18 protein-coding genes are annotated in these 24,425 nt (G+C 68.1%); 1 reads left to right on the forward strand and 17 read right to left on the reverse strand.

What is annotated here, in order from left to right:
* Positions 1 to 126: 126 nt before the first annotated feature.
* From DEJ03_RS01335 to DEJ03_RS01405, 15 genes are all read right to left on the reverse strand, one after another.
* Positions 127 to 1,299, reverse strand: a complete 1,173-nt coding sequence (locus DEJ03_RS01335) for a hypothetical protein (RefSeq protein ID WP_110863217.1) — start codon at positions 1,297 to 1,299, stop codon at positions 127 to 129.
* A gap of 37 nt (positions 1,300 to 1,336) precedes the next feature.
* Entirely contained in the window at positions 1,337 to 1,849 is a 513-nt protein-coding gene (locus DEJ03_RS01340; protein WP_110863218.1) for a DUF6121 family protein, read from the reverse strand.
* 27 nt (positions 1,850 to 1,876) lie between these two features.
* A complete protein-coding gene (locus DEJ03_RS01345) occupies positions 1,877 to 2,395 on the reverse strand; it encodes a hypothetical protein (RefSeq protein WP_110863219.1) in 519 nt (172 codons plus the stop codon).
* 224 nt (positions 2,396 to 2,619) lie between these two features.
* Positions 2,620 to 3,297 carry a type 4a pilus biogenesis protein PilO gene (locus DEJ03_RS01350; protein ID WP_110863220.1) on the reverse strand — a complete coding sequence of 226 codons (678 nt, stop codon included), beginning with the start codon at positions 3,295 to 3,297 and terminating at the stop codon, positions 2,620 to 2,622.
* Positions 3,294 to 4,022: a hypothetical protein gene (locus DEJ03_RS01355; protein ID WP_110863221.1), complete on the reverse strand. Its 729-nt coding sequence runs from the start codon at positions 4,020 to 4,022 to the stop codon at positions 3,294 to 3,296. Before DEJ03_RS01355 ends, DEJ03_RS01350 begins: the two co-directional genes overlap by 4 nt.
* Positions 4,019 to 5,071, reverse strand: a complete 1,053-nt coding sequence (gene pilM / locus DEJ03_RS01360; RefSeq protein WP_110859490.1) for a type IV pilus assembly protein PilM — start codon at positions 5,069 to 5,071, stop codon at positions 4,019 to 4,021. Before pilM ends, DEJ03_RS01355 begins: the two co-directional genes overlap by 4 nt.
* A 35-nt stretch (positions 5,072 to 5,106) precedes the next feature.
* The gene (locus tag DEJ03_RS01365) at positions 5,107 to 5,949 is read right to left on the reverse strand and encodes an A24 family peptidase (protein ID WP_110863298.1); all 843 of its coding nucleotides are present in this window, start codon (positions 5,947 to 5,949) and stop codon (positions 5,107 to 5,109) included.
* Positions 5,946 to 7,841, reverse strand: coding sequence for a hypothetical protein (locus tag DEJ03_RS01370; RefSeq protein ID WP_110863222.1), 1,896 nt, complete (start codon positions 7,839 to 7,841; stop codon positions 5,946 to 5,948). The genes DEJ03_RS01365 and DEJ03_RS01370 overlap by 4 nt, the downstream gene beginning before the upstream one ends.
* Positions 7,838 to 8,542 (reverse strand): PilW family protein, encoded by a 705-nt coding sequence (locus tag DEJ03_RS01375; RefSeq protein ID WP_110863223.1) that lies wholly within the window; start codon positions 8,540 to 8,542, stop codon positions 7,838 to 7,840. The genes DEJ03_RS01370 and DEJ03_RS01375 overlap by 4 nt, the downstream gene beginning before the upstream one ends.
* Positions 8,542 to 9,993: a prepilin-type N-terminal cleavage/methylation domain-containing protein gene (locus DEJ03_RS01380; protein ID WP_146237626.1), complete on the reverse strand. Its 1,452-nt coding sequence runs from the start codon at positions 9,991 to 9,993 to the stop codon at positions 8,542 to 8,544. Before DEJ03_RS01380 ends, DEJ03_RS01375 begins: the two co-directional genes overlap by 1 nt.
* 76 nt (positions 9,994 to 10,069) lie before the next feature.
* On the reverse strand, positions 10,070 to 10,492 hold the full coding sequence (locus DEJ03_RS18315; RefSeq protein ID WP_110863225.1) for a type II secretion system protein: 423 nt from the start codon (positions 10,490 to 10,492) through the stop codon (positions 10,070 to 10,072).
* Positions 10,493 to 10,675: 183 nt separating this feature from the next.
* Positions 10,676 to 11,899, reverse strand: a complete 1,224-nt coding sequence (locus tag DEJ03_RS01390; RefSeq protein ID WP_110863226.1) for a type II secretion system F family protein — start codon at positions 11,897 to 11,899, stop codon at positions 10,676 to 10,678.
* Positions 11,899 to 13,497, reverse strand: a complete 1,599-nt coding sequence (locus DEJ03_RS01395; RefSeq protein ID WP_309146865.1) for a type IV pilus twitching motility protein PilT — start codon at positions 13,495 to 13,497, stop codon at positions 11,899 to 11,901. Before DEJ03_RS01395 ends, DEJ03_RS01390 begins: the two co-directional genes overlap by 1 nt.
* 20 nt (positions 13,498 to 13,517) lie before the next feature.
* Positions 13,518 to 15,185 carry a GspE/PulE family protein gene (locus DEJ03_RS01400; RefSeq protein ID WP_110863227.1) on the reverse strand — a complete coding sequence of 556 codons (1,668 nt, stop codon included), beginning with the start codon at positions 15,183 to 15,185 and terminating at the stop codon, positions 13,518 to 13,520.
* A 178-nt stretch (positions 15,186 to 15,363) separates the two neighbouring features.
* Positions 15,364 to 16,392 carry a GNAT family N-acetyltransferase gene (locus DEJ03_RS01405; RefSeq protein ID WP_146237627.1) on the reverse strand — a complete coding sequence of 343 codons (1,029 nt, stop codon included), beginning with the start codon at positions 16,390 to 16,392 and terminating at the stop codon, positions 15,364 to 15,366.
* Positions 16,393 to 16,477: 85 nt separating this feature from the next.
* On the opposite strand from DEJ03_RS01405, the gene DEJ03_RS01410 reads away from it, so the two are divergent.
* On the forward strand, positions 16,478 to 16,873 hold the full coding sequence (locus DEJ03_RS01410; RefSeq protein ID WP_071245506.1) for a VOC family protein: 396 nt from the start codon (positions 16,478 to 16,480) through the stop codon (positions 16,871 to 16,873).
* Positions 16,874 to 17,002: 129 nt separating this feature from the next.
* On the opposite strand, the gene rpoC is transcribed toward DEJ03_RS01410, so the two are convergent.
* Positions 17,003 to 20,884 carry a DNA-directed RNA polymerase subunit beta' gene (rpoC, locus tag DEJ03_RS01415; protein ID WP_110863230.1) on the reverse strand — a complete coding sequence of 1,294 codons (3,882 nt, stop codon included), beginning with the start codon at positions 20,882 to 20,884 and terminating at the stop codon, positions 17,003 to 17,005.
* A 44-nt stretch (positions 20,885 to 20,928) separates the two neighbouring features.
* Entirely contained in the window at positions 20,929 to 24,417 is a 3,489-nt protein-coding gene (gene rpoB / locus DEJ03_RS01420) for a DNA-directed RNA polymerase subunit beta (RefSeq protein ID WP_071406174.1), read from the reverse strand.
* Between the last annotated feature and the right edge of the window lie 8 nt (positions 24,418 to 24,425).

Genomic DNA, 24,425 nt, shown 5'->3' on the forward strand with positions numbered 1-24,425 from the left:
CGGAGTGGTCCGGCTGGGCGATCCCGCTCGCCGGACTTTTCGGGCGCGCCCGAGGGCGCACACCCGGTAGAGACTACCCGCGTAACGGGACGAAATCAATCCGGGTCACTCCGGGAACCGACACCGTCATGAGCCGGTGTCGGACGACCCGTTGCCCACCGCCGAGCGGAACGTGGCGCCGTCGCTCGAGAAGCCCGTGACGTACCCGCTCGCGTTCACGTTGAGCGGCCCCGCGGAGGCCGTCCCGGTGCCGGCAGCACCCGAGATGTCGGCCGTGTACTTCGCCCGGCCGGGCGCCGTCGTCGTGATCAACCAGCCGTTCGTCGTCCAGCTGCCGACCCGGACCGTCGGCCGCGTCTCGAGCGTCCACTTCTGGTTCGAGTACGTGTACGCGGGGTTCTGCCCGTACGCGTAGAAACTGCACCCGGCGGGGGCGGCGTCGGTGGAGGCGATGCAGCCGTCCACCCAGTCGTCCACAGCCCGCTTGGCGGCCTGCTGCCCGGCGGTGGTCAGGGTAGTGGTCATCTGCACCGGGGTCGAGGTCGACCGACCGAACCCGCTGACGCTCGCCGATCCCCCACGCGCCGTGGTCCACTTGCCACCGTCGAAGGCGACGTCGTACGTGCCGGGCAGTGCACGGAGGCTCACCGTGCCGTCCTTCGCGGTCTTCACGTTCCGGCCGGCGACGGTGACCGCCGCACCGGACGGCCCCCGCACGGCGACGGCGACCGACCCGAGCTCGGGGGCCTGCAGCTCCCAGATGGGGAACACACCCCAGTCCGTCCCGGTCTTGTCCAGCGTGAAGGTCGCAGCGACGTCCTGCCCGCCCTGGCGCAGGTACGCGCGGACCGTCGCGGTGTCGCCGTCCGTCCGCGTCGCGGCGACGCGGTAGCCGGTGACCTTGTCCGATGCCTTCGCGTAGGCGGCTTCACCGAGCAGCACGTCGGTCTTCTCGCGTTCGATGCCCGCGTCGTCGAGGGCATCGGCCACGCGTCCGGCCGTCAGGTCGTCGAGGAACGCCCGCACCGGGCGGTCCGCCGAGTGCGAGGAGGAACCGACCGAGTAGCCGACGACACCGGCGACGAGCAGCAGGACGACCGCTGTGCCGCCCGAGATGATGCCGATGAGCTGGCCGCGACGGAGCTTCCGGCGAGGACGCTGCGGCACCGGTGCGGGCATCCCGGCGAATCCGGGGGCTCCTGCGGCGGATGTTCCTTCGGCGCCACGGATCGAGTCCACCGGCGGGACGGCGCCCCAGCCGCCGTGCTGGTCCGGATCCTGCGCGTGCTGGTCGCTCATCGTTCCCCCGTTGCGTGTGCGTCGTGCCCTGCGAACACTACCGTCCGGCGGGTTCCTCGCCCGCGTTCGTGCGGTCGTGCCCGGAGCGCGCGTCAGCCCCGTCCGGACGCGTCGCGGCAGCGCTTGAGCCGCCGGCGGTCCGCGCCTGGTGTCGAGCCATCGTGATCCCGCCCAGCACCGACAGGAGCGCCACCACGACCGACCCGACCACGAACGGCCCGAGGGCGTACCCCGCGGGGAAGACGAGGAGCTCCGTCGCGTCCGAGCGGACGAGCGCGTAGCCCACGGCCCCGACGCCGAGCATGACCAGGTAGACCGTCGCCGCGGCCACCAGGGCCGTCACGCCGGGGTTGCCGTCCCGGGCACCCGCCACGGTCGCGAGGAAGACCACCACCGCGGCGCCGACCACCATCGCGGGCCCGAGGTACGGGGTGGCGTCGGGCTGCGAGATGACCTCGACGTCGGCGAGCAGGGCTTCGAAGCCCGTGACGGCGATCACGAGCGCGATGAAGAGGACGGACGTCATCGTCGCGATCAACCACCGGGACATGGGCCGATCGTATCGCCGACCGGCTGGTCAGCGATCGGGTTCGGCGTGGCCCGTGTCGCCCGCGTGCTCGCGACGGTCCGCCCGGTCGGACTGCTCCTGCGCTGCGGCGACCAGGGCGAGCGCGATCGTCGCCGTGATGATCGGGACGGTCTCCGTCATGGGGGCGGGCGCAGCATCCGCCGTCTTCTCGTCCGTCGCGTCCGTCGCGTCGTCGGACTGGAGGCCCGTGGCGGCGTCCGCCTCGGCGGTTTCCTCCGGCTCGTGGCCACGCAGCGCCGGGCCGATGACCGGCAGGACCCCGGTGGTCGCGGCCGGTTCAGCGTGCAGGACCGGCGGCTCGGTGGACACGGATCCGTCGCGCTTCGCCGCGCGACGCGCTCGGCCCATCTTCACCAGGACCACGACGGCGACGATCGCCCAGATCCCGTTGACGATCGTCGAGGGGACGGCGTGGTGTGCGGCGACGTTGATCGCCACCGCGAGGCCGCCGACCAAGTTGAGCAGCTGGTAGAGCGGACCGTTCGGGATCTTGCCGGTGGAGAACAAGATGTAACCTGCTAGAACGGTTACGGCACCGAACCAACCGAGGAATTCCACGATTCCGACCAACACGCGCGACTCCGGGCACGACGAGGAACGGCCGATTCGAGCCGACCGTTCGAGCGGGGATGAACAGCCGCGATCACGGCGTCCGGTGCATCGTAATCACAACGACGGGTGTCGCGGAAGTGGGGTCGGCGTGGCGTGGCCGACCCCGGTCCGTGGGTCGTTCAGCCCTTCGCCGCGGTGGCCGACTCGGCGAGGACGTACACCGATCCGGAGAGCGACCATGCCTGCGCGTCCATCGGGCTCGCTCCCGAGTCGGAACTCGTCGAGGCGATGCCGGTCACCAGGAGCAACCGCTGCCCGGACTGCACCGCCTTCGTGAAGGCGAGCGCCTGGTCGTAGGAGCCCTGCACCGCCACGGTCACCGGGATGACGACGAAGTTCGATCCGTTGATCGCAGCGTCGGTCCGGGCAGTCGGCGCCGTCGGGGTCGGCTCGGCGCTCGGCGTGGCACTCGCCGGAGCCGCCGGCTCGTCGGAGGCTTGTCCGGCCGCCGGCTCGTAGGCCTTCGCGTCTCCGACGGTGATCGAGGTCACCGTGACGCCAGCGGTGGTCGCTGCACCGTTCAGTTCTCGGAGGAGAGCCTCCGTCGACGGCGTCGACGGCACCGAGACGCGGAGCGCGTCCAGTTTCGTCTTCGTCTCGGCGAGTGCATCACTCGCTTCCTGGAGCCGATCGAGCTCGGCCTGGTTCCGGGCGTTCGTGGCGTCGATGTCCGTCTGCTGCGAGGAGTTGTCCGCAGCCTGGGCGAGCTGCGGCTGCACCCCGAGGAACCACGCCCCGGCGAGCACGGCCCCGATCGCGACGAGCGCGACGACGAACGAGAGGCGGTTGCGGTTCACTTCGACTGCTCCTGGGTGTACTTGCCGTCGAACGCCCGTTCCCCGAGGTGGACCTGGACCGTCGCGGTGTACCCGCCGGAGTCCTCCTGCAACGCGACCGACGTGATGGTCGAGTCGGCGTAGCCCTTGAGCTGCGACAGACGAGCCGTCCAGTCGGGTACCGAGGGGATGGTCGGACTCGACACGGTCAGCTGCATCGATGCGACACGGGCCTTCTCGAGCGGGACCGCCGACTGTGCGAACGCCGTGGTGACGTCAGCGGAGTCGATGGTCATCGAGGTGATGGCGACGCCGGCCGGCAGCACGTTCTTGAGCTGGGACAGCGTGCCGTTCCAGTCGATCTCCGTCGACCCCCCGACGGTTCGTGCCGCCTCCAGGAGCTGACTGTCCTGTTCGACCTGCCGGACGTCGGAGAAACGTTGCTGCTGCTGCAGCAACGACGCCGTCTCGGCTTGCGCCGCGGTCAGTGACGATGCGGTGTCCAGCTGGTGGACCGCCGCTGCGCCGACGCCGAGTGCCGCGGCGGCCGCCGTGATGAGGACACCGAGCCACGCACGACGCGCGACGCCCCGCTCACGACGGTCGACGTGGACCTCGGAGGGCAGGAGGTCGACGCGGGGTTCACGACCGGCGATCGAGACCTGCGTGCCGCGAGCGCTCCGTCGGGGACGCTCCGGCCGTGCCGCACCGACCGCGTCGACGGGTCGCGCTTCTGTGACGGTCATGCTGCTCTGCTCCCTACTGCCAACCCGAAGGCGACCGTGATCGCATCGACGTGGTCGGCGACGTCGCCGGCCGGGATCGACCGTGCGAGTCCGACGCCGTCGAACGCGGCGCCCATCGTGACGGGTAGGCGCGTCTGCTCCGCCAGCGCCTCCCGCATGCCCTGCAGCCGGGTCCCGCCACCGGTCAGCACCACCCGGGTCACGGGTTCCGACGGCCGGGTGTTGACGAAGTAGTTGATCGTGTTCCGCAAGCTCGTCGTGAGTTCGTGGACCGAGGCCGTGATCACCGCGACGGCACGGGCGTCGTCCGGAGTCCGTGCCGATCCGCCGAGCCCGAGGTGGCGCTTCACGGCCTCGGCCTCGTCGAAGGTGATGTCGAGGGTCCCGACCAGCGCGCGGGAGATGTCGTTGCCCCCCATCGGGATGATCCGGACGAACTGCGGGATCCCGTCGGTCGCGATGACCACGCTGGTGGTGTCCGCGCCGAGCTGCACCACCGCCGCGGTTCCCGGGACACCCTGGCGCCCGAGCAGGACACGGGTGAGCGCGAACGGGATCATGTCGACCCCGATCGGGTTGAGTCCGGCGAGCTGCACCGCCTTGACGTTCGCCAGCACGGCGTCCTTGATGGCTGCGATCAGGAGCCCGTGGACGACGGGGCCGTTCTCGCTCTCCCCCTCGGACACGGGGTAGAAGTCGAGAATCGCGTCGCCGACCGGCACCGGGAGCATCTCCTGCACCTGGAACGGGAGGCTCTCGCGGATCTGTGCCATCGGGGCGAGGGGCACCGTGAGGTCTCGGGAGAGCACCCGTTGGTTCCCCATCCCCAGAACGACGTTCTTCGAGCGGAACCGCCCCGTCGACCACAGCTCGCGGAGGGTGGCCGCGACGGTGTTCGGTTCGAGGACCTCGCCACGGCTCACCGCGTCCTGCGGAGTGGGGACCTCCGCGAAGCGCACCACCGTCGGTCGTGCCTTGTCGGCGTCGACGACCTCGACCGCGCGGATCGACGACCCCGCGATGTCGAGGCCCACGATGCTCTTGCCCATGATGCTGCTTTCGTTGGAGGTGGAGTGGTGGTCGCTCAGGCGACCCCGAGGACCTGGAGGTACCCGGTCCAGAGGAGGTCCCCGAAGACGATCCCGAGCCATGCCCCCACCAGCATCGACGGCCCGAACGGCAGCCCGCCGCGCCAACGTGCACGGCCGGCGAGGAGGAGCGCGATCGCGACGGTACCGCCCACCAGGAACGCACCGAAAGCACCCACTGCGAGGGGTCCCCATCCGAGGTACGCGAGGACGAGGCCGAGGACCACGGCCAGTTTGACGTCGCCGAGGCCCATGCCGCCGGGGACCGCCAGCGCGAGACCGAGGTAGAGGGCACCGGAACCGAGGGCACCGATCGCCGCACGACCGAGAGCGGACCAGTCGCCGTCGGCAGCACTCGCGACGACGAGGAGCACCGTGAGGACGATCCCGGACGGGTAGACGATCGCGTTCGGGAGCGTGTGGGTGGCGATGTCGATCAGGGTGAGTGCGACGCTGATCGCCATCAGGTACAACAACGCGACGAGGATCACGACCTGCGCCACGGTGTCCTGTGCCGTCCCCGCAGGAGAGCGGCCCACGACCACGAAGGCGGTGAGCCCGAACAGGACCGCGGTGGCGAGTTCGACGGCGGGGTACCGCGCGGAGATCGGCGCGGAACAGTCACGGCACCGTCCGCGCAGGACGAGCCAGGAGAGCACCGGAACGTTGTCGCGGCGTCGGATCGTGTGCCGGCACGCCGGACAAGCGCTCGGTGGCGAGACCACGGACTGGCCCGCCGGCACGCGGTGCACCACGACGTTGAGGAACGAGCCGATGAGCAGTCCGAACACGGCGGAAAGTCCGGGGAGTGCGGGCCCGAGCGCCTGGAGACCGGTCATCGGCACGCACCACCGGTCGTGGTCGCGCACGAGCCGCCGGCGGTGTACGCGGCCTGGACCTCGACCTGCGTCGTGACCCCGTACGAGGTCGACACCGGCTGCAGGAACTTCGGGGGTGCCGTCGTCAGCAGGCGCTGGTCGTAGACGTAGTTCTTCGAGAACCCGGTGTTGCCGGTCGTCGCGACCGCCCCTCGCCAGTTCTGCGCGATCGAACCGATGACCTTGAGGGTGCCGAGCTTCGAGCCGATGTCGTAGTTCTGGTTCCAGAACGTCCCCGCGTTGCTCGCGATCGCCGCCGACACGGTGATCGATTCGCCCGCTGACCGGTTCAGCAGACCCACGCCCGAGCTGTTGCAGCGCGAGGTGTCCGCCACGTACCCGACACCCCACTGGTAGGTCGTCGGGTACGAGGTGCAGCGGGCGGGGTTGGAGATCTCGACGGCGTTCTGGCCGACGAGCCCGAGCACGTCGTTCGTGGCGCTGACGTAGGTGATGTCGTCGGTGACCCACACGGTCCCGGATGCCGCGATCGTCATCGCCCCGCTGAACGCCCCGCTGACGAAGACGTCGCCCGCCGTGCAGCTGTACGTGTCGGACGCCGAACCCGTCTGGTACGAGGAACCCGACGATCCCCCGTTGATCCACTCACCTGCGGCCGGGAACCCCTGTCCGTTGTTGAACGGCTGGTTGCTCGTGTTCGTCGCCGAACCGTTCGACCGCACGGTGACCGTGGTGGTGCAGTACGTGTTCGTGTACTTCGACGGGAAGGCCGCACCCCACGCGTTCACGTTGTTCGAAGCGGACGGGATGTCCTGCACGTACATCAGGTTCGAGGGGAGGGTCGGGATGGTGGCACCGGCGGAACTCTGCAGATCCGAGACCGCCCCGCACAGCGCTGCGGCCTTCGCTGCGTCGTCCGCGGCGAGTACCGCCCCGCTCGAGCTGTTGACCTTGATCTGCGTGGCCCGGGACCACGGCGACCACACGGTCATCTTGCCGTTCCCGAGGAACTTCACGCGGGTCGGTCCGGTGTACATGCAGCCGGGCCGCGGAACCGTCGTGGGGAGGTCGGTCCGCGTCTCCTGCGACATGTTCGTGTTCAGCGCGGGCAGACCGAGGTACGGCACCGCGGTTGCTGCACCGCCGTTGAACGTCCCCGCGCAGGTGCCGCTCGACGGGCGCACCGTCGTGTCGTGCTGCTCGACCGACCCGTTGAACACCGTCGAGCACGCCGAGGTGAACACGTCGTTGGTCCGGATCGGCCCGTTCAGGGTGTCGGTGCCGGCGAACTGCACCGCCGTGCACTTCCCCGCGACCGATTGCCACTGGTAGGCGGTTGTGCAACCGGTCCCGGTGAGCGCGGGGTTCGAGGACTCGTAGTTGGTGAAGTAGAGGTAGTTGATGAAGCCGTCGCCCTTGAGGTTGGCCACGAGCGACCGGACGCTTCCCCCGGCCTTCCCGGTGACACGGACCCGCAGGACACCCTTGCCGGAGTAGTCGGAGTTGTCGACCTCGTAGCGGAACCACTGGTCGCTCGAGCCGACGACCGGAGCCCAGTCCGAACCGGAGTTGGTGAAGGCGATGTTCTTGTCGGCGTTGACGAAGGTCGACCCACTCGACTTGCTGAACTGGGCGTTCGCGTTGCCGTAGAGCGCGTAGCCGTTGTCGTTCGAGAGCTTCGACTGGTAGTCGGCAAGCCCCGCGTACGCGGCCGCCATCGCGTTCTGGAAGTTGCGGTCCGACGCGGCCTTGACCGCGCCCGAGGTGGAGACGGCGATCATCGTCGCGACGAGCAGCATCATGACGGTGCCGAAGATGAGCACGTTGCCGAGGACCATGCCGCGCTCGTCGCGCTGGGCCCGCGCGAGGACCGCGCTGATGCGACGGATCATGATGAACCCGCTCCGATGCTGGTGCCGTAGACGACGTTGAAGAGGTACAGGGTGTTCTGCACGTGGGTGTTGCCGCTCGCACCGGCTGTGGTGGAGCCGAGTTCCAGGTTCACGCGGACGGCTCGCACGTTGCCCAACTGCGCGGTCGCCAGTGTTCCGTCCGGCTGGGTCGCGAGTGTCTTGCCGTCGGCTCCGAGGTACGAGAACAGCGCGACACCGTCGCTCGTCGGCGAGGCGATCGGACCACCCACCACCAGGCTCCGCGCCGGGGTCTGGGTCGTCGCCGGGAAGGAGTAGAAGCCGTTCGTCGCCGTGCCGTCCCACTGGTCCACGACGAGGCGTTTCGCGTCGTTCAGTGAGTAGCGGATCTGCACGGGCTTGTCGGTGCTGTTGCCGTCGAGGTTGATGTACGCGAAGAACACCACCTGCGTCGGGGCCGCCCGGGTGACCGCAGCGGCGTAGGTGCCGTCCGACTTCGGCAACAGACTCGCGGCGTGCACGTAGCGCGTGATGGAGTTCATCGCGATCGATGCCGTCCGAGCGTTCTGGTCGGAGGACGTGTTCGTCACCCCCGCGCGCAGGGTGGCCGTGAAGAACCCGCCCACCGCGACGAGGATGATCATCGACACGCTGACCGCGACGAGCAGTTCGGACAGCGAGATCCCCGCCTGCTCGCGGTGGAGGCGTCGGACGGCCCGCATCACGACGTCTGCCCGCGAGGGTCGAGGGTCAGGGTGTTGTCGTAGTTGATGAGCACCAGCGCGGTCTTCTGGTTCACCATGCCGTTGGTCACGGGCTTCACGTTCGAGGCCTTCGACGCGATCTCGTTCTTCGTCGTCGACCCGAACGTCGTCCCGGAGTAGAGCGTCCACGTGCCGAAGGGCAGGGCGATGGTCGCGGTGTCCCCGGTCGAGACCGGGAACCTCATCGTCATGCCGGCGGCGCAGCCGGGGTCGCCGGCGGCCGGGTTCGCCGACGAGACGGCAGTGATGTACCGGTCCTTCACGCCGGTCACGGTCGCGACGCCCATCATCACGGAGGCCGACGACGGCTTCCCGGGAGCAGTGGCGACCGACGGCGGGCTCACACCGATCGCGTTGGCGGCGTTCGGTGTCGACCAGGACGAGGGGTTGGGACTGAGGCAGCTCGTCGCACTCCCGGTGCTGTTGGAGTACGGGCCGGCGTAGACCGTGTAGCCCGAGGCGAACGGGAACACCGGCAACGACGGCTGTGAACTCGAGGTGACGTTGAGCGAGGTGCTGGCCAGGTCCCACGGCTTGACGACGTCCAGACCACCGGCAGTGCTCGACAGCGTCGTGGGCATGTTGGTCGGGATCATGGCCTTGGAGCCGGCTGCGTACTGCAGGGTCAGCTGGCTCGACTGGTCGTACACGAACGGGACCGGCGAGCTCGCGCCGGCGGTCACCGAGATCGGCGACTGCACGGACGGCTGCTGCTGGTTCGTGTCGATGCCGCCGGTGACGCTCGCAGAGACCGCGTAGTCGCCCTGCGACACGTTCACCGCGTACGAGCAGCCCTGTGCGTCGGTCGGGAGGACCGCCGCCGTCAGCGCTGCACCGCCACCGCCGCCGACGGGGGTGATCGTGATCCCGACACCCTCGTAGGGCGCTCCCGAAGCGGTGGTGACCGAGATGATCACGGTGCCGTACCCGGGATCGGTGACCGCGTCGCTCGGCGCGATCGCTGACGAGACCGATGTGGTGCTGGAACCGCCCCGCGGGTTCGGCCAGGTCACGGTCTCGACGACGCTCTTGTAGGCGAGCTTGCCGTTCGACGTCCCGCACGCGCCGGTCGCGCCGTCGCTCTGCACCCAGCTGACCTTCCGGTCGATGGCGTACTCGACGCCTCCGATGGTCTTCGTGTTGTCCGGACCGGCCTTGCTGAGGACGCGGAAGATCCCCCCGGTGGAGGCGGCCGCGGTCTGGCGGAGGGTGTCGATGTCCTGCGAGGCGAGGGCGACCGCGGTCTCGCGACCGCGATTGGTCTGCGTGAGCTGGAGGCTGTTCGCGATGCCGTAGGCGATCCCGATCGACATGACCGCGAACACCATCATGGCGACCATGACCTCGATGATGGAGAAGCCGGCTTCGGCGTCGTGCCGGTACAGCCGGTCGTGCAGTCGCTGGAACATGGTCACCTCCTCCTGGAGTGTCGGAGCAGAAGGGCGGCCCGTCGTCCGACGGGCCGCCCTCAGGAACAGATCAGGATCAGCAGGTGCCCTTGGCGGCAGCCAGGGTGTCGGTGATCTTGAAGTCGGTCTTCGTGGCGCCGGTGCCCTGGATGCAGAACGCCGTCGTGGAGGTCGCCTTGTAGCTCAGTGCGTTGTCCTGGCTGCTGGTGTAGCCGTACTGTCCGAGCGTCGCTTGCGTGAAGTCAGCAGCGGCGGGCAGCTTGCCGTTGTTGTCCGTCTGGTAGGCGATGACCGCGGTCTTCGCGTTCGCGAGGTCCGACTTGACCGAGGCGTCCTTCGCGTTGTTCTGCACGTTCAGGTACACCGGGATGGCGATGGCGGCGAGGATGCCGATGATGATGACGACGACGAGGAGCTCGATGAGCGTGAAGCCCTTCTCCTTGTCCTCGAGGAGACCCTTGCGGCGAGCGTCGAGCTTGCCCATGAGAGCGAAGTACATGGTGGTTCCGTTCTTGGGGGAATGCGATGGGAGAATGTGCCGGGGAGTGCTCCGCCGCCGCTGACAAGAGTATTCAGCGGAGATTCGAGGCGGAATCCCGAGAACGGGGGGTCCGAGCCCTCCGAATTGCCCCCAGTAACGGGGGCGTCCCCTCGCGTTCCACCCCCGCACGAGGGGCGGCCCTTACTTCACCAACGACGTGATCTGGAAGATCGGCAGGTAGAGCGCGATGATCATGCCACCCACGACGACGCCCAGAAACGCAATGAGGAGCGGCTCGATCAGGGCAGTCAGCGACTCGGTCGTCGACTCGACTTCGGAGTCGTAGAAGACCGCGATCTTCTCGAGCATGATCTCCAGCGAACCGGCGTCCTCGCCGACGGCGACCATTTGCGAGACCATTGCCGGGAAAATGCTTTCCCGGGCCAACGGCGCGGCAATTGATTCGCCTTTTCGGACGTCTTCCGCAACGCGCTCGAGTGCTTTCTGGACCACGAAGTTGTTCGATACCTGGCCGACGATGGACAAGGCCTGCAGGATGGGGACGCCAGCGCCGATCATGTTCGAGAAGTTCCGCGCGAACCGCGCGATGACGATCTTGCGGGTCAGTCCACCGAACACCGGCAGGCGGAGCATGATCGGGTCGCGGAAGCTCCGGAAGCGATCCGTGTTCTTGTTCGCCCGGAACCACAGCCAGCCGACGATCACGGCGACAGCGAGGACCGGTGCGAGCCAGCGCATCGCGTGCGACAGGGTCACCAGGACCTGCGTCGGCAACGGCAGCTGACCGCCGAGCGACGAGAACATGTCCTGGAAGATCGGGACGATGAAGATGAGCATGATCACGACGGCGGCGAGTGACATGCACAGCACGACCACCGGGTAGGTCATCGCCGACTTGATCGTCGAGCGGAGCTTGTGCTCCTTCTCGAAGTTCGTCGCGATGGAGTCCATGGCCTGGTCGAGGAACCCGCCGGTCTCCCCCGCACGGATCATGTTGATCATGATCGGCGGGAAGTCGACCGGGTACTTCGCGACGGCGTCGGAGAACGAGACGCCGCGCTCCACGTCGTCGCGGACCTTGCCGAGGATGTCCTTGAGCTTCTTGTTCTCGGTCTGGTCGGACAGGATCGTGAGGGCCCGCAGGAGCGAGAGCCCCGAGGTAAGCATCGTCGAGGCCTGCCGCGACATGATCGCGAGGTCCTTGAGCCCGACGCCCTTCTCGAACCCGGGGATCTTGATCTCGGTCTGCAGCCCGGTGCCGGCCTTCGCCTCGGTGATCGCGATCGGGGAGACGCCCATCCCCCGGAGACGCTGGACGACGGCCCCTTCGGACGCGGCATCGAGGCGGCCCTTCACGAGCTTGCCGGCGCCGTCACGCCCGCGGTAGTCGAACGCGAGTGACATCAGTAGCCTCCGGAGAACTTGTCGCCGAAGTCGATGCCGCTGGCGGCGATCGCGGCGGCCGAGGAGTCGGACGGGGACTCGACGCGCTGGACGAGCCGGTCGAAGCCCTCTTCGTCGTGCACCTTCTCCATCGCGGCCTTGCGCGAGATGGTGCCGACGTTGACCAGTTCGGCGAGGTCCTGGTCCATGGTGTGCATGCCGAGGTCACGGCCGGCCTGCATGGCGGAGGTGATCTGGTACGTCTTGCCCTCGCGGATGAGGTTGCCGATGGCCGGGGTGATCGTCATGATCTCGGTGGCGACGACCCGGCCGACGCCGTTGGCCTTCGGGACGAGGGTCTGGCAGACGACGCCCTGCAGGGTGGCGGCGAGCTGGGTCCGGATCTGCCCCTGCTGGTGCGGCGGGAAGACGTCGATGACGCGGTCGATCGTGCCGGGTGCGCTCTGCGTGTGCAGGGTGGCGAACACCAGGTGGCCGGTCTCGGCGGCGGTGAGCGCGACGGAGATGGTCTCGAGGTCGCGGAGCTCACCGATCAGGATGACGTCGGGGTCCTGCCGCAGCACGTGCTTGAGCGCGGAGGCGAAGGAGCGGGTGTCGGCGCCGACCTCGCGCTGGTTGATGATCGACCGCTTGTGGTCGTGCATGAACTCGATCGGGTCCTCGACCGTGACGATGTGGTCGGCACGGCTCTCGTTGACCAGGTCGATGAGCGCGGCGAGCGTGGTCGACTTGCCCGAACCGGTCGGACCGGTGACGAGGACCAGGCCACGGGGCAGGCCGGCGAAGTCGCCGACGTGCGCGGGGATGCCGAGCTGCTTGAGCGTCTTGATCCTGGTGGGGATGATGCGGAACGCCGCGCCCCAGTTGCCGCGCTGCTGGTAGTAGTTCACACGGAAGCGGTACTCCGGCGACAGCGAGTACGCGAAGTCGAGCTCCTGGTCGTGGTCGAACTGCCCGGCCTGTTCGACGGACAGCAGCGTCTTGAGTGCCGCGATGACCTTGCCACGCGACCACGCGCCTCCGGGCACGGCCGGCCGGAGCGAGCCGTCGACGCGGACGGTGGGCGGGGCGTCGGCCGTGACGTGCAGGTCGGAGGCCCCCTGGTAGACGACCTGCGCCAGTGCGGTGATGAGGTCGGGGTCGGCGACCTCACGCGCGTGCCGGGCGAAATCGATGTCACCAGCCGACGCAGCGGCTGGGGCGGGAACCGGAGCCGGTGCCGCCGGTGCGGCGTGGTGGGTGCCGCTGTACGCCATGGCCGGCAGCTGCTGGGTCGTCGGCTCGGCGTACCCGTAGGTGGCGGTCGACGACGGCACCGCGGCGGGCGGCGTCGCCGGAGCGGTGGCGGACTGCGCCACGGGCGCGGCGACCGGACCACCCACGGGCCCGGTGACCGGGCTGGCCACGGGCGTGCCGGTGGGCGCGGGCCACAGCGCCGAGTCGTCCGTCAGGTCGTAGACCTGCTCGGGCGGGGCGGCAGCGGCCGCGGCCAGACGCGCGGCACGGCGGGAGCCGACCTCGGCGCCGGGGGTGCCGGGGTGCCATCCGGCGACGGGCTCGTCGCCGGGCGTGGTGATGTCGTACACGGAGTCGGTCATCTGCTCGTCCTGTTCCCCGGTCACGCGACGACGCGCAGGATCTCGTCGACGCTCGTCATGCCGAGCTTGACCTTCTCGAAGCCGTCCTGGCGGAGCGTGAGCATGCCCTGCTGCTGGGCGACGCGACTGATCTCCGCGCTCGAGGCGCGACCGACGGTGAGCCGCTCGATCTCCTCGGTCACGGTCATGACCTCGTGCAGCGCGATGCGCCCGCGGTACCCGGTGTTGGAGCACACCGCGCAGCCGACCGGGGCGAAGAACGCGGGCATCTCGTCGCCGGGGGCCAGGAACCCGAGCGCCTGGAGCTGCTCGATCTCGTACACGGCTGGCGCCTTGCACCGGTCGCACAGCCGGCGTGCGAGTCGCTGGGCGACGACGGAGTCGAGGGCGGATCCGACCAGGAACGGCTCGATGTCCATCTCGGTCAGGCGGGTCACGGCCGACGGCGCGTCGTTGGTGTGCAGGGTCGAGAGCACGAGGTGCCCGGTGAGCGACGCCTCGATCGCGATCTGGGCGGTCTCGTGGTCGCGGATCTCGCCGAGCAGCACGACGTCGGGGTCGGACCGGAGGATCGAGCGGAGCGCGGACGCGAACGTCAGGCCGGCCTTCGGGTTGACCTGCACCTGGTTGATGCCGGCCATCCGGTACTCGACCGGGTCCTCCACCGTGATGACGTTGATCTCGGGCTTCGCCACGGCGTTGAGGGTCGTGTACAGCGTCGTCGACTTGCCCGAACCGGTAGGACCGGTGACCAGGATCATGCCGTACGGCTTCGAGTAGGACCGCTGGTACGCCTGGAAGTTCTGCTCGAGGAGGTTGAGGTCCTTGAGGGTCAGCGAGGTGTTCGTGTTGTCGAGGATCCGCATGACGACCTTCTCGCCCCACACGGTGGGCAGCGTCGCGACGCGGAGGTCGATCTGCCGGCCGCCGTGCCGCACCGACATGCGGCCGTCCTGCGGCTTGCGACGTTCGGCGATGTCGATGTCGCTCATGATCTTCAGACGGCTGATCACACCGTTCTGGATGTTCTTCGGCGCCGGCGCCATCTCGTGCAGCACGCCGTCGATGCGGTACCGGATCCGGACCTCGTGCTCGCCCGGCTCGATGTGGATGTCGGATGCGTGGTCCTGGATGGCCTGCGACACGAGCAGGTTCACGAAGCGGACGATCGGGACGTCGTCGAGGGCGCCGTCGGCGATGTCGACCTGCGTGTTCGAGGTGGCCGACGCTTCTTCTTCCAGCGACGACGTGAGGTCGTTCAGTTCGTCGTCGGCGCGCAGGTAGCGGTCGAGCGCTGCGACCAGGTCACGCTCCTCGACCTGCAGCGGCTTGATCGTGCGGCCCGAGGCGGTGCGGGCGTCGTCGATCGCGAGCACGTTCGTGGGGTTCACCATCGCGAGGATGAGGAGGTCGCCCTCGAACCCGACACCGAGCACGCCGTGGCGACGGCAGAGTGCGGCCGGCAGGATCGACACGGCGGTGCCGTCGACCGGGTAGTCGCTGAGCGGCACGGTGCGCGAGTTGTTCGACGCGGCCCGCGCCGTGATGAACTGGGCCTCGCTCACGACGCCCTGGTCGACCAGGCCCCGGATCGCGCGCTCGTCGAGGTCCTCGTCGCCCGTCATCGCATCGAGGTGCTCGATCGGAAGCGCGCCGTTCAGGATGAGGATCTCGGACAGGGTCGCCATGAGTCCCGTGCCTCCTTGGACTCGCGCACGGCGAGACGTCGTCGGGTGATGCACCACCAGGGATGTGGCGCCCGACCACGCTACTTCTGGCGCCCTCGCCGACCGCAGTCCCAGAAAGAGGGGGCGGAGGGGGTCTGGCTGCACCCAGAACTGGGGTCCACGACCCGTTCGGCCCCGGTCAGAGGGACACCGCGGCCGTGACGTGGACCTCGCCCCGGACGAATCCGAGCCGCTCGTAGATCCGGGCCGCGCCGCTCGGGTTCTCGGTGTCGACGTCCAGCACCGCAGCCGACAGCCCGTCCGCTCGCATCGCCGCGAGTGCGGCGCCGAGCACGAGCGGCGCCAACCCGCGACCACGCGCGGAACGGGTGACCCCCACCCAGTGCACGGAGCCGAACGCCCGTCCGCGTGCGGCGAACCCGTCCGGATCGACCTCGACGACGGCGAACGCGAGCACGTTGCCCAGGGGATCGACCACGAGTCGGGACAGGTCGAGCCGACTCTTCGGTGCGGTGAGGAAGCCCCGCCAGTCGGACGCGACCATCGGCTGCGAGCCCCAGTGGTCGCGGAAGGCGTCGTTCTTGGCGGCTCGCATCGGCTCGATGTCGTCCGGGGCCGCTGGACGGAGGACCAGACCATCGGGGAACACGGGCATCGGGGGGCCGTCGACGGCATGGTCGGCGAAGACGAGCTCCATCTCGACCCAGTGCCGGACCGGCCGGAACCCGAGCCGCTCGGCGAGGGCGAGGACGGGAGCACCGGAGCGGCCACCGATGTCGAGGGTCGCGGGAAGGTCGATGTCGAGCGCCGCGAGCCGTTGCCGCGCTCGACCGACCTGCCACGCCAGGAGCCGGCGCCCGACACCACTGCTCCGGTACCGGGGGTGGACGGCACCGCTGAGCACCGCCCGTGCCGCGGTGACCCGCGAAGGGACGTCGATGACGATGCCGTAGGCCTGCACACGTCCATCAGCATCGACGCCGACGACCGTGTCCAGATCGACGATGAGCCCTTCGGTGGACAACGAGCGGTCGAGGTCCGCTGTGGAGGGACGGGCACGAGGATCGTCGAGTGCAGCGGCAGCGACTGCGACCGCGTGCATGCCCACCAGGTCGTCGCGCGACCCCGGACGGAAGACGATGCCGCTCACGGGTGACGGCAGCTCGAGCTGGGACGGGGCGGGGATCCGTTCGCGCAGGGTTGCCATCACCCCACCCTGCCATGCGGGCCGGACAGCGCGGCACCGCGGAATCCCCCTCGACGCGCACCCCCACCCGGGCACATGATGAGTCATGGACATCACGAGCGTGACCGTGGGGTTGCCCGTCAGCGACATCGAGGCGTCCTGCCTCTGGTACGGCGCGGTCTTCGAGCGCACCGAGCCGGACCTCGAGCCGGAGGACGGCGTCGCCGAGTACGAGGTCGGCGGCATCTGGATCCAGCTCTACGTCGACGAACAGGCCGAGGAGAACCCGGTCAGCGTCCGCTTCGGCGTCGACGACGTCGCTGCTCAGCACGCACGCATCGGCGCGCTCGGCATCGACATCGGCCCCGTCGAGTGCGTCGACGGGGCGGTCGACTGGTTCGACGTCCGCGACCCCGACGGCAACGTGCTGAGCCTGTTCTCGCTGGTCGACGAGACCGGACGCGGTTCCGGCCGCGACAACGGCGCGGGCCGCGCGCTCTAGCCGCGACCCCACGGCGGACGGGAGGCCCGTGGCGGCCCCGCACCGCGCCTCCAGGCCGTCACGTGGTGACGACACGACGAAGGCCCCGCCTCCTTGCGGAGACGGGGCCTTCGTGAGATCACATCAGGCTCAGTTGTACGTGCCCGGCGTGAAGTCGTCCGACGAGAAGCTGTCGAAGTCGACGAAGCTCAGGTCGGCGTCCGAGAACGACGAGTCGTCAGCGAAGATGCGGTTGGGGTACCGCTCCGCCTTCGCCTCTTCGGTCGCGTTCACGTCCACGTCACGGTACCGGCTGAGGCCCGTCCCGGCGGGGATGAGCTTACCGATGATGACGTTCTCCTTGAGGCCGACGAGGTGGTCCTGCTTGCCCTCCATGGCCGCCTGCGTGAGCACGCGGGTGGTCTCCTGGAAGGAAGCGGCGGACAGCCACGACTCGGTCGCGAGGGACGCCTTCGTGATGCCCATGACCTCCTGGCGAGCCGAGGCGGTCTTGCGACCCTCCTGCAGCGCCGCACGGTTCAGCGCGTTGTAGCGCGACCGGTCGACGAGCTCACCCGGCAGCAGGTCGGTGTCGCCGTGGTCGACGACGGTGACCTTGCGGAGCATCTGGCGGACGATGACCTCGATGTGCTTGTCGTGGATCGGCACACCCTGCGAGCCGTAGACGTCCTGCACACCGTTGACCAGGTGCTTCTGGACCTCTCGGACACCCTTGACCCGGAGGACTTCCTTCGGATCGACGGTGCCGGCGATGAACTGCTCGCCGAGCTCGACGTGCTGGTTGTCCTCGATGAGGAGCGTCGCACGCTTGAGCACCGGGTAGATGAACGGCTCGTCGCCGTTGTCCGGCGTGAGGATGATCCGACGACCCTTGTCCGTGTCCTCGACCACGACGCGGCCGGGGGCCTCGGCGATCGGGGACGCGCCCTTGGGGGTACGCGCCTCGAAGAGCTCCGTGACACGCGGCAGACCCTGGGTGATGTCGTCGGCCGAGGCCGAACCACCCGTGTGGAAGGTACGCATCGTCAGCTGGGTACCGGGCTCACCGATGGACTGCGCGGCGATGATGCCGACTGCCTCACCGATGTCGACCAGGTTGCCGGTGGCGAGCGAACGGCCGTAGCACTTCGCGCAGACACCGACGGCCGACTCGCAGGTCAGGACCGAGCGCACCTTGATGCTCTCGACACCGGCTGCCAGCAGCTTCTCGAGGAGCACGTCACCGACGTCCTCGCGAGCCTCTGCCACGACCGTGCCCTGTGCGTCCACGGCCTCGGTGGCCAGGGTGCGGGAGTACACGGTGTTCTCGACGCGCGGGTCGCGGACGAGCTTGCCGTCGGCGTCCACGGTCGCGATCGGCAGCTCGAGGCCACGCGTCGTGCCGCAGTCGTCCTCGCGGATGATGACGTCCTGCGAGACGTCCACGAGACGACGGGTGAGGTACCCGGAGTCCGCGGTACGGAGCGCGGTGTCGGCAAGACCCTTACGAGCACCGTGGGTGGCGATGAAGTACTCCGCCACGGTCAGGCCCTCGCGGTACGAGTTGATGATCGGGCGGGCGATGATCTCGCCCTTCGGGTTGTTCACCAGACCACGCATACCGGCGATGTTTCGGACCTGGAGCCAGTTACCACGAGCACCGGACGACACCATGCGGTTGATGGTGTTGTCGACCGGGAAGTTGTCGCGCATCTCCTGCGCGATCTCGTTCGTGGCCTCGGTCCAGATCTTGATCAGGTCGGCGCGACGCTCGGAGTCGGTGATCAGACCCTTGTCGAACTCGCCCTGCACCTTGGCGGCCTGGATCTCGTAGCCCGCGATGATCTCCTTCTTGCGAGGAGGCGTCACGACGTCCGACAGGGCGACGGTCACACCGGAGCGGGTGCCCCAGTAGAAGCCGGCGTCCTTGATCCGGTCCAGCGCAGCGGCCGTCTCGGTCTTGGAGTAGCGCTCGGCGAGGTCGTTGACGATCGCGGAGAGCACACCCTTGTCGGTGACCTTCTGGACGAACGGGTAGTTCGCCGGGAGGGTCTCGTTGAAGAGCGCACGGCCCAGGGTCGTCTCGAGCAGCACGGTGTCGCCCTGCTCGTAGCCCTCGGGAGCTTCACCCTCGGCGAAGTGGACACCCGTCATGCGGATCTTCGCCATCGCGTTGAGGTGCAGCGTGTGCTGGTCGTTGGCCAGGATCGCCTCGGCGACCGAGGAGAACGCACGGCCCTCACCGACGGCGCCCTCGCGGACGGTCGTCAGGTGGTGCAGACCGATGATCATGTCCTGTGCGGGCAGGGTCACCGGACGGCCGTCGGACGGCTTCAGGATGTTGTTCGAGGCGAGCATCAGGATGCGGGCCTCGGCCTGGGCCTCGACGGACAGCGGCAGGTGCACGGCCATCTGGTCACCGTCGAAGTCCGCGTTGAACGCAGCACACACGAGCGGGTGGAGCTGGATGGCCTTGCCCTCGACGAGCTGCGGCTCGAACGCCTGGATGCCCAGACGGTGCAGCGTCGGCGCACGGTTCAGCAGCACGGGGCGCTCGCGGATGATCTCCTCGAGCACGTCCCACACCTGCGGACGCGAACGCTCGACCATGCGCTTGGCCGACTTGATGTTCTGCGCGTGCGACAGGTCGATGAGGCGCTTGATCACGAACGGCTTGAAGAGCTCGAGCGCCATCTGCTTGGGCAGACCGCACTGGTGCAGCTTCAGCTGCGGGCCGACGATGATGACCGAACGGCCCGAGTAGTCGACGCGCTTGCCGAGCAGGTTCTGGCGGAAACGACCCTGCTTGCCCTTGAGCATGTCGCTCAGGGACTTCAGGGCGCGGTTGCCGGTACCCGTGACCGGACGTCCACGACGACCGTTGTCGAACAGCGCGTCAACGGCTTCCTGCAGCATGCGCTTCTCGTTGTTCACGATGATCTCGGGGGCACCGAGGTCGAGCAGGCGGCGGAGACGGTTGTTGCGGTTGATCACACGACGGTAGAGGTCGTTGAGGTCCGACGTGGCGAAACGGCCACCGTCGAGCTGCACCATCGGGCGCAGCTCCGGCGGGATGACCGGCACGACGCCGAGCACCATCGCGGCCGGCGAGTTGCCGGTGGCGAGGAAGGAGCTGACGACGCGCAGACGCTTGATCGCGCGGATCTTCTTCTGGCCCTTGCCCTCGGCGATCTGCAGACGCAGTGCCTCGGCCTCGGCGGCCAGGTCGAACGCCTCGAGCCGGAGCTTGATCGCCTCGGCGCCCATGTAGGCGTCGAAGTAGATCCCGAACCGGTCCTGGAGCTCGTGGAAGACGGCGTCCTCGGGCTTGAGGTCGCCCACCTTGAGGTTGCGGAAGTCCTCCCACACACGCTCGAGACGGGTGATGTCCTCGTCGAACGACTTGCGGACCTGGGACATCTCCTTCTCGGCGGTGTCCTTGGTGCGGCGCTTGACGTCGGCCTTCGCACCCTCTTCCTCAAGGGCTGCGAGGTCGTCCTCGAGCTTCTTGAGGCGGTCAGCGATGATCGAGTCGCGCTGGCCCTCGAGGGTCTTGATCTCGAGACGCATCTCGTTCTCGAGACCCGGCATGTCCGCGTGACGGCCCTCTTCATCGATGTCGATGATCATGTACGCCGCGAAGTAGATGACCTTCTCGAGGTCCTTCGGCGCCATGTCGAGGAGGTACCCGAGGCGCGACGGGACGCCCTTGAAGTACCAGATGTGCGTGACGGGGGCAGCGAGCTCGATGTGGCCCATGCGCTCACGACGGACCGAGGACTTGGTGACCTCGACGCCGCAGCGCTCGCAGACGATGCCCTTGAACCGGACACGCTTGTACTTGCCACAGGCGCACTCCCAGTCGCGGGAAGGACCGAAGATCTGCTCGCCGAACAGACCGTCCTTCTCGGGCTTCAGGGTGCGGTAGTTGATGGTCTCCGGCTTCTTGACCTCGCCGTACGACCACTGACGGATGTCCTCGGCGGTCGCGAGGCCGATCCGAATGGCGTCAAAGGAAGTTGCTTCGAGCAATGTTCTTCTCTCTTGCTGATTCAGGCTTCGATGTACGGGCGGGATCAGATGTCGTCGACGGAGGACGACTCGAACCGCGAGGAGATGTTGATGCCCAGCTCCTCCGCAGCGCGGAAGACCTCGTCATCGTTGTCGCGCAGGCTGACCGCCTGGCCGTCGGCCGAGAGGACCTCGACGTTCAGGCAGAGCGACTGCATCTCCTTCATGAGGACCTTGAAGGACTCGGGGATGCCGGGTTCCTGGATGTTCTCGCCCTTGACGATCGCCTCGTAGACCTTCACGCGGCCGAGGATGTCGTCGGACTTGATCGTCAGGAGCTCCTGGAGGGCGTAGGCGGCGCCGTACGCTTCGAGCGCCCACACCTCCATCTCACCGAATCGCTGTCCACCGAACTGCGCCTTACCACCCAGCGGCTGCTGCGTGATCATCGAGTACGGACCGGTCGAACGCGCGTGGATCTTGTCGTCGACCAGGTGGTGCAGCTTGAGGATGTACATGTAGCCGACCGAGACGGGCTCCGGGAACGGCTCGCCGGAGCGGCCGTCGAAGAGCTGCGCCTTGCCGGACGAGCCGATCAGGCGCTCGCCGTCGCGGTTCGGGAGGGTCGAGTCGAGGAGGCCCTCGATCTCGCGCTCGTACGCACCGTCGAACACCGGGGTTGCGACCTTGGTGCCGGGCTCGGCGCTGTGCGCTGCCTCCGGCAGGTTCTCGGCCCAGTCCTGGATGCCCTCGACGTTCCAGCCCTGCTTGGCGAGCCACCCGAGGTGGATCTCGAGCACCTGGCCGAAGTTCATGCGGCCGGGGACGCCGAGCGGGTTAAGGACGATGTCGACGGGGGTGCCGTCGGCGAGGAACGGCATGTCCTCGACCGGGAGGATGGTCGAGATGACGCCCTTGTTGCCGTGACGACCGGCGAGCTTGTCACCCGCGGTGATCTTGCGCTTCTGGGCGATGTAGACGACCACGCGCTGGTTGACACCAGAGCCGAGTTCGTCGTCACCGTCCTGCGAGTCGAACACCTTGACGCCGATGATCGTGCCCTCTTCACCGTGGGGCACCTTGAGCGAGGTGTCGCGGACTTCGCGCGACTTCTCGTTGAAGATGGCACGGAGCAGACGCTCCTCGGCGCTCAGCTCGGTCTCGCCCTTCGGCGTGACCTTGCCGACGAGGATGTCGCCGGGGCGGACCTCGGCACCGATGCGGATGATGCCGCGCTCGTCGAGGTCGGCCAGCAGGTCCGGGCTGACGTTGGGGAGGTCACGGGTGATCTCCTCCTTGCCGAGCTTGGTGTCGCGGGCGTCGACCTCGTACTCCTCGATGTGGATCGAGGAGAGCGTGTCGTCCTTGATGAGGTTCTGCGACAGGATCATCGCGTCCTCGTAGTTGTAGCCCTCCCACGGCATGAACGCGACGAGGAGGTTCTTGCCGAGCGCGAGCTCGCCGTTCTCCGTCGCGGGACCGTCGGCGATGACCTCGCCCTGCTCCACGCGCTCGCCTGCGGAGACGATGACGCGGTGGTTGTAGCTCGTGCCCTGGTTGGAGCGGTCGAACTTGCGCAGGTAGTAGGTCTGCGTGCCGCCCTCGTCGAGCTGCAGGGTGACGGCGTCGGCCGAGACCTCGGAGACGACACCGGCCTTGTCGGCGGTGACGACGTCGCCGGCGTCGATGGCCGTGTAGCCCTCCATACCGGTGCCGACGAGCGGCGACTCGGAGCGGAGCAGCGGGACGGCCTGGCGCTGCATGTTCGCACCCATCAGGGCGCGGTTCGCGTCGTCGTGCTCGAGGAACGGGATGAGCGACGTCGCGACCGACACCATCTGGCGCGGGGAGACGTCCATGTAGTCGACCTCGTCCTTGGCGACGAGTTCGACCTCGCCACCCTTCTTGCGGACGAGCACCTTGTCGTCGGCGAAGTGGAAGTCGTTCGTCAGCGGGGCGTTGGCCTGCGCGACGACGAAGTCGTCCTCTTCCGAAGCGGTGAGGTAGTCGATGGTCTTCGTGACCTCGCCGTTGACGACGCGACGGTACGGGGTCTCGATGAAGCCGAAGGAGTTGATCCGACCGAAGGACGCGAGCGAACCGATCAGGCCGATGTTCGGGCCTTCCGGGGTCTCGATCGGGCACATGCGGCCGTAGTGCGACGGGTGGACGTCACGGACCTCGACGCCGGCACGCTCACGGGACAGACCACCCGGGCCGAGGGCCGAGAGACGACGCTTGTGCGTCAGGCCCGCGAGCGGGTTGTTCTGGTCCATGAACTGCGACAGCTGGGACGTTCCGAAGAACTCCTTGATCGCGGCGACGACCGGACGCACGTTGATGAGCGTCTGGGGCGTGATCGCCTCGATGTCCTGCGTGGTCATGCGCTCGCGGACGACGCGCTCCATGCGGGACAGACCCGTGCGGACCTGGTTCTGGATGAGCTCGCCGACGGCGCGGATGCGACGGTTGCCGAAGTGGTCGATGTCGTCCACGTCGAGGCGCAGCTGCACCGGCTCGCCGTCACGGACGCCGTCGATCGTGGTGCGCTCAGCGTGCAGCGACACCAGGTACTTGATCGTCGCGACGATGTCCTTGACGGTGAGCACCGAGTCGGACAGCGGGGCGTCCATGCCGAGCTTGCGGTTGACCTTGTAGCGGCCGACCTTCGCCAGGTCGTAGCGCTTCGGGTTGAAGTAGAAGTTGTCGAGGAGCGCACGCGCGGCCTCGGCAGCGACCTGCTCGCCGGGACGGAGCTTGCGGTAGATGTCCTTGAGCGCCTCTTCCTTCGTGAGGACGGCGTCCTTCTCGAGGGTCGACTCGATCGACGCGAAGCCCTGGAACTCGTCCATGATCTCTTCGCTCGTCAGGCCGAGGGCCTTGAGGAAGACGGTCACGGACTGCTTGCGCTTGCGGTCGATGCGCACGCCCACCTGGTCGCGCTTGTCGATCTCGAACTCGAGCCAGGCACCACGCGACGGGATGATCCGCGCCGAGTAGATGTCCTTGTCGGAGGTCTTCTCCTGCTGGCGCTCGAAGTACACGCCGGGCGAACGGACGAGCTGCGACACGACGACGCGCTCGGTGCCGTTGATGATGAACGTTCCGCGCTCGGTCATGAGCGGGAAGTCGCCCATGAAGACCGTCTGCGTCTTGATCTCACCCGTCATGTGGTTCATGAACTCGGCGTTGACGTACAGCGGAGCGGCGTAGGTCTTGCCGCGCTCCTTGCAGTCGTCGATCGAGTACTTCGGGTCTTCGAGCTCCGGCGCGGTGAACGAGAGCTGCATGGTCTCGCCGAGGTCCTCGATCGGGGAGATCTCCTCGAAGATCTCCTCGAGCCCCGAGTGCAGCGCGAGGTCGGTGCGACCCTGCTCCTGCCCTTCGGCGAGGCGGGCCTTCCAGACGTCGTTGCCGACGAGCCAGTCGAAGCTCTCCGTCTGGAGTGCGAGCAGATCAGGAACCGTGAGGGTGTCCGTGATCTTGGCGAACGAGAGTCGCGAGTGGTTGCGACCGTTCTTGGGGTTGGTGGATGCGTTGGGCGCAGCAGCCAAGGGTGTGA

The sequence above is a fragment of the Curtobacterium sp. MCLR17_043 genome (assembly GCF_003224215.1).
Taxonomy (GTDB): domain Bacteria; phylum Actinomycetota; class Actinomycetes; order Actinomycetales; family Microbacteriaceae; genus Curtobacterium; species Curtobacterium flaccumfaciens.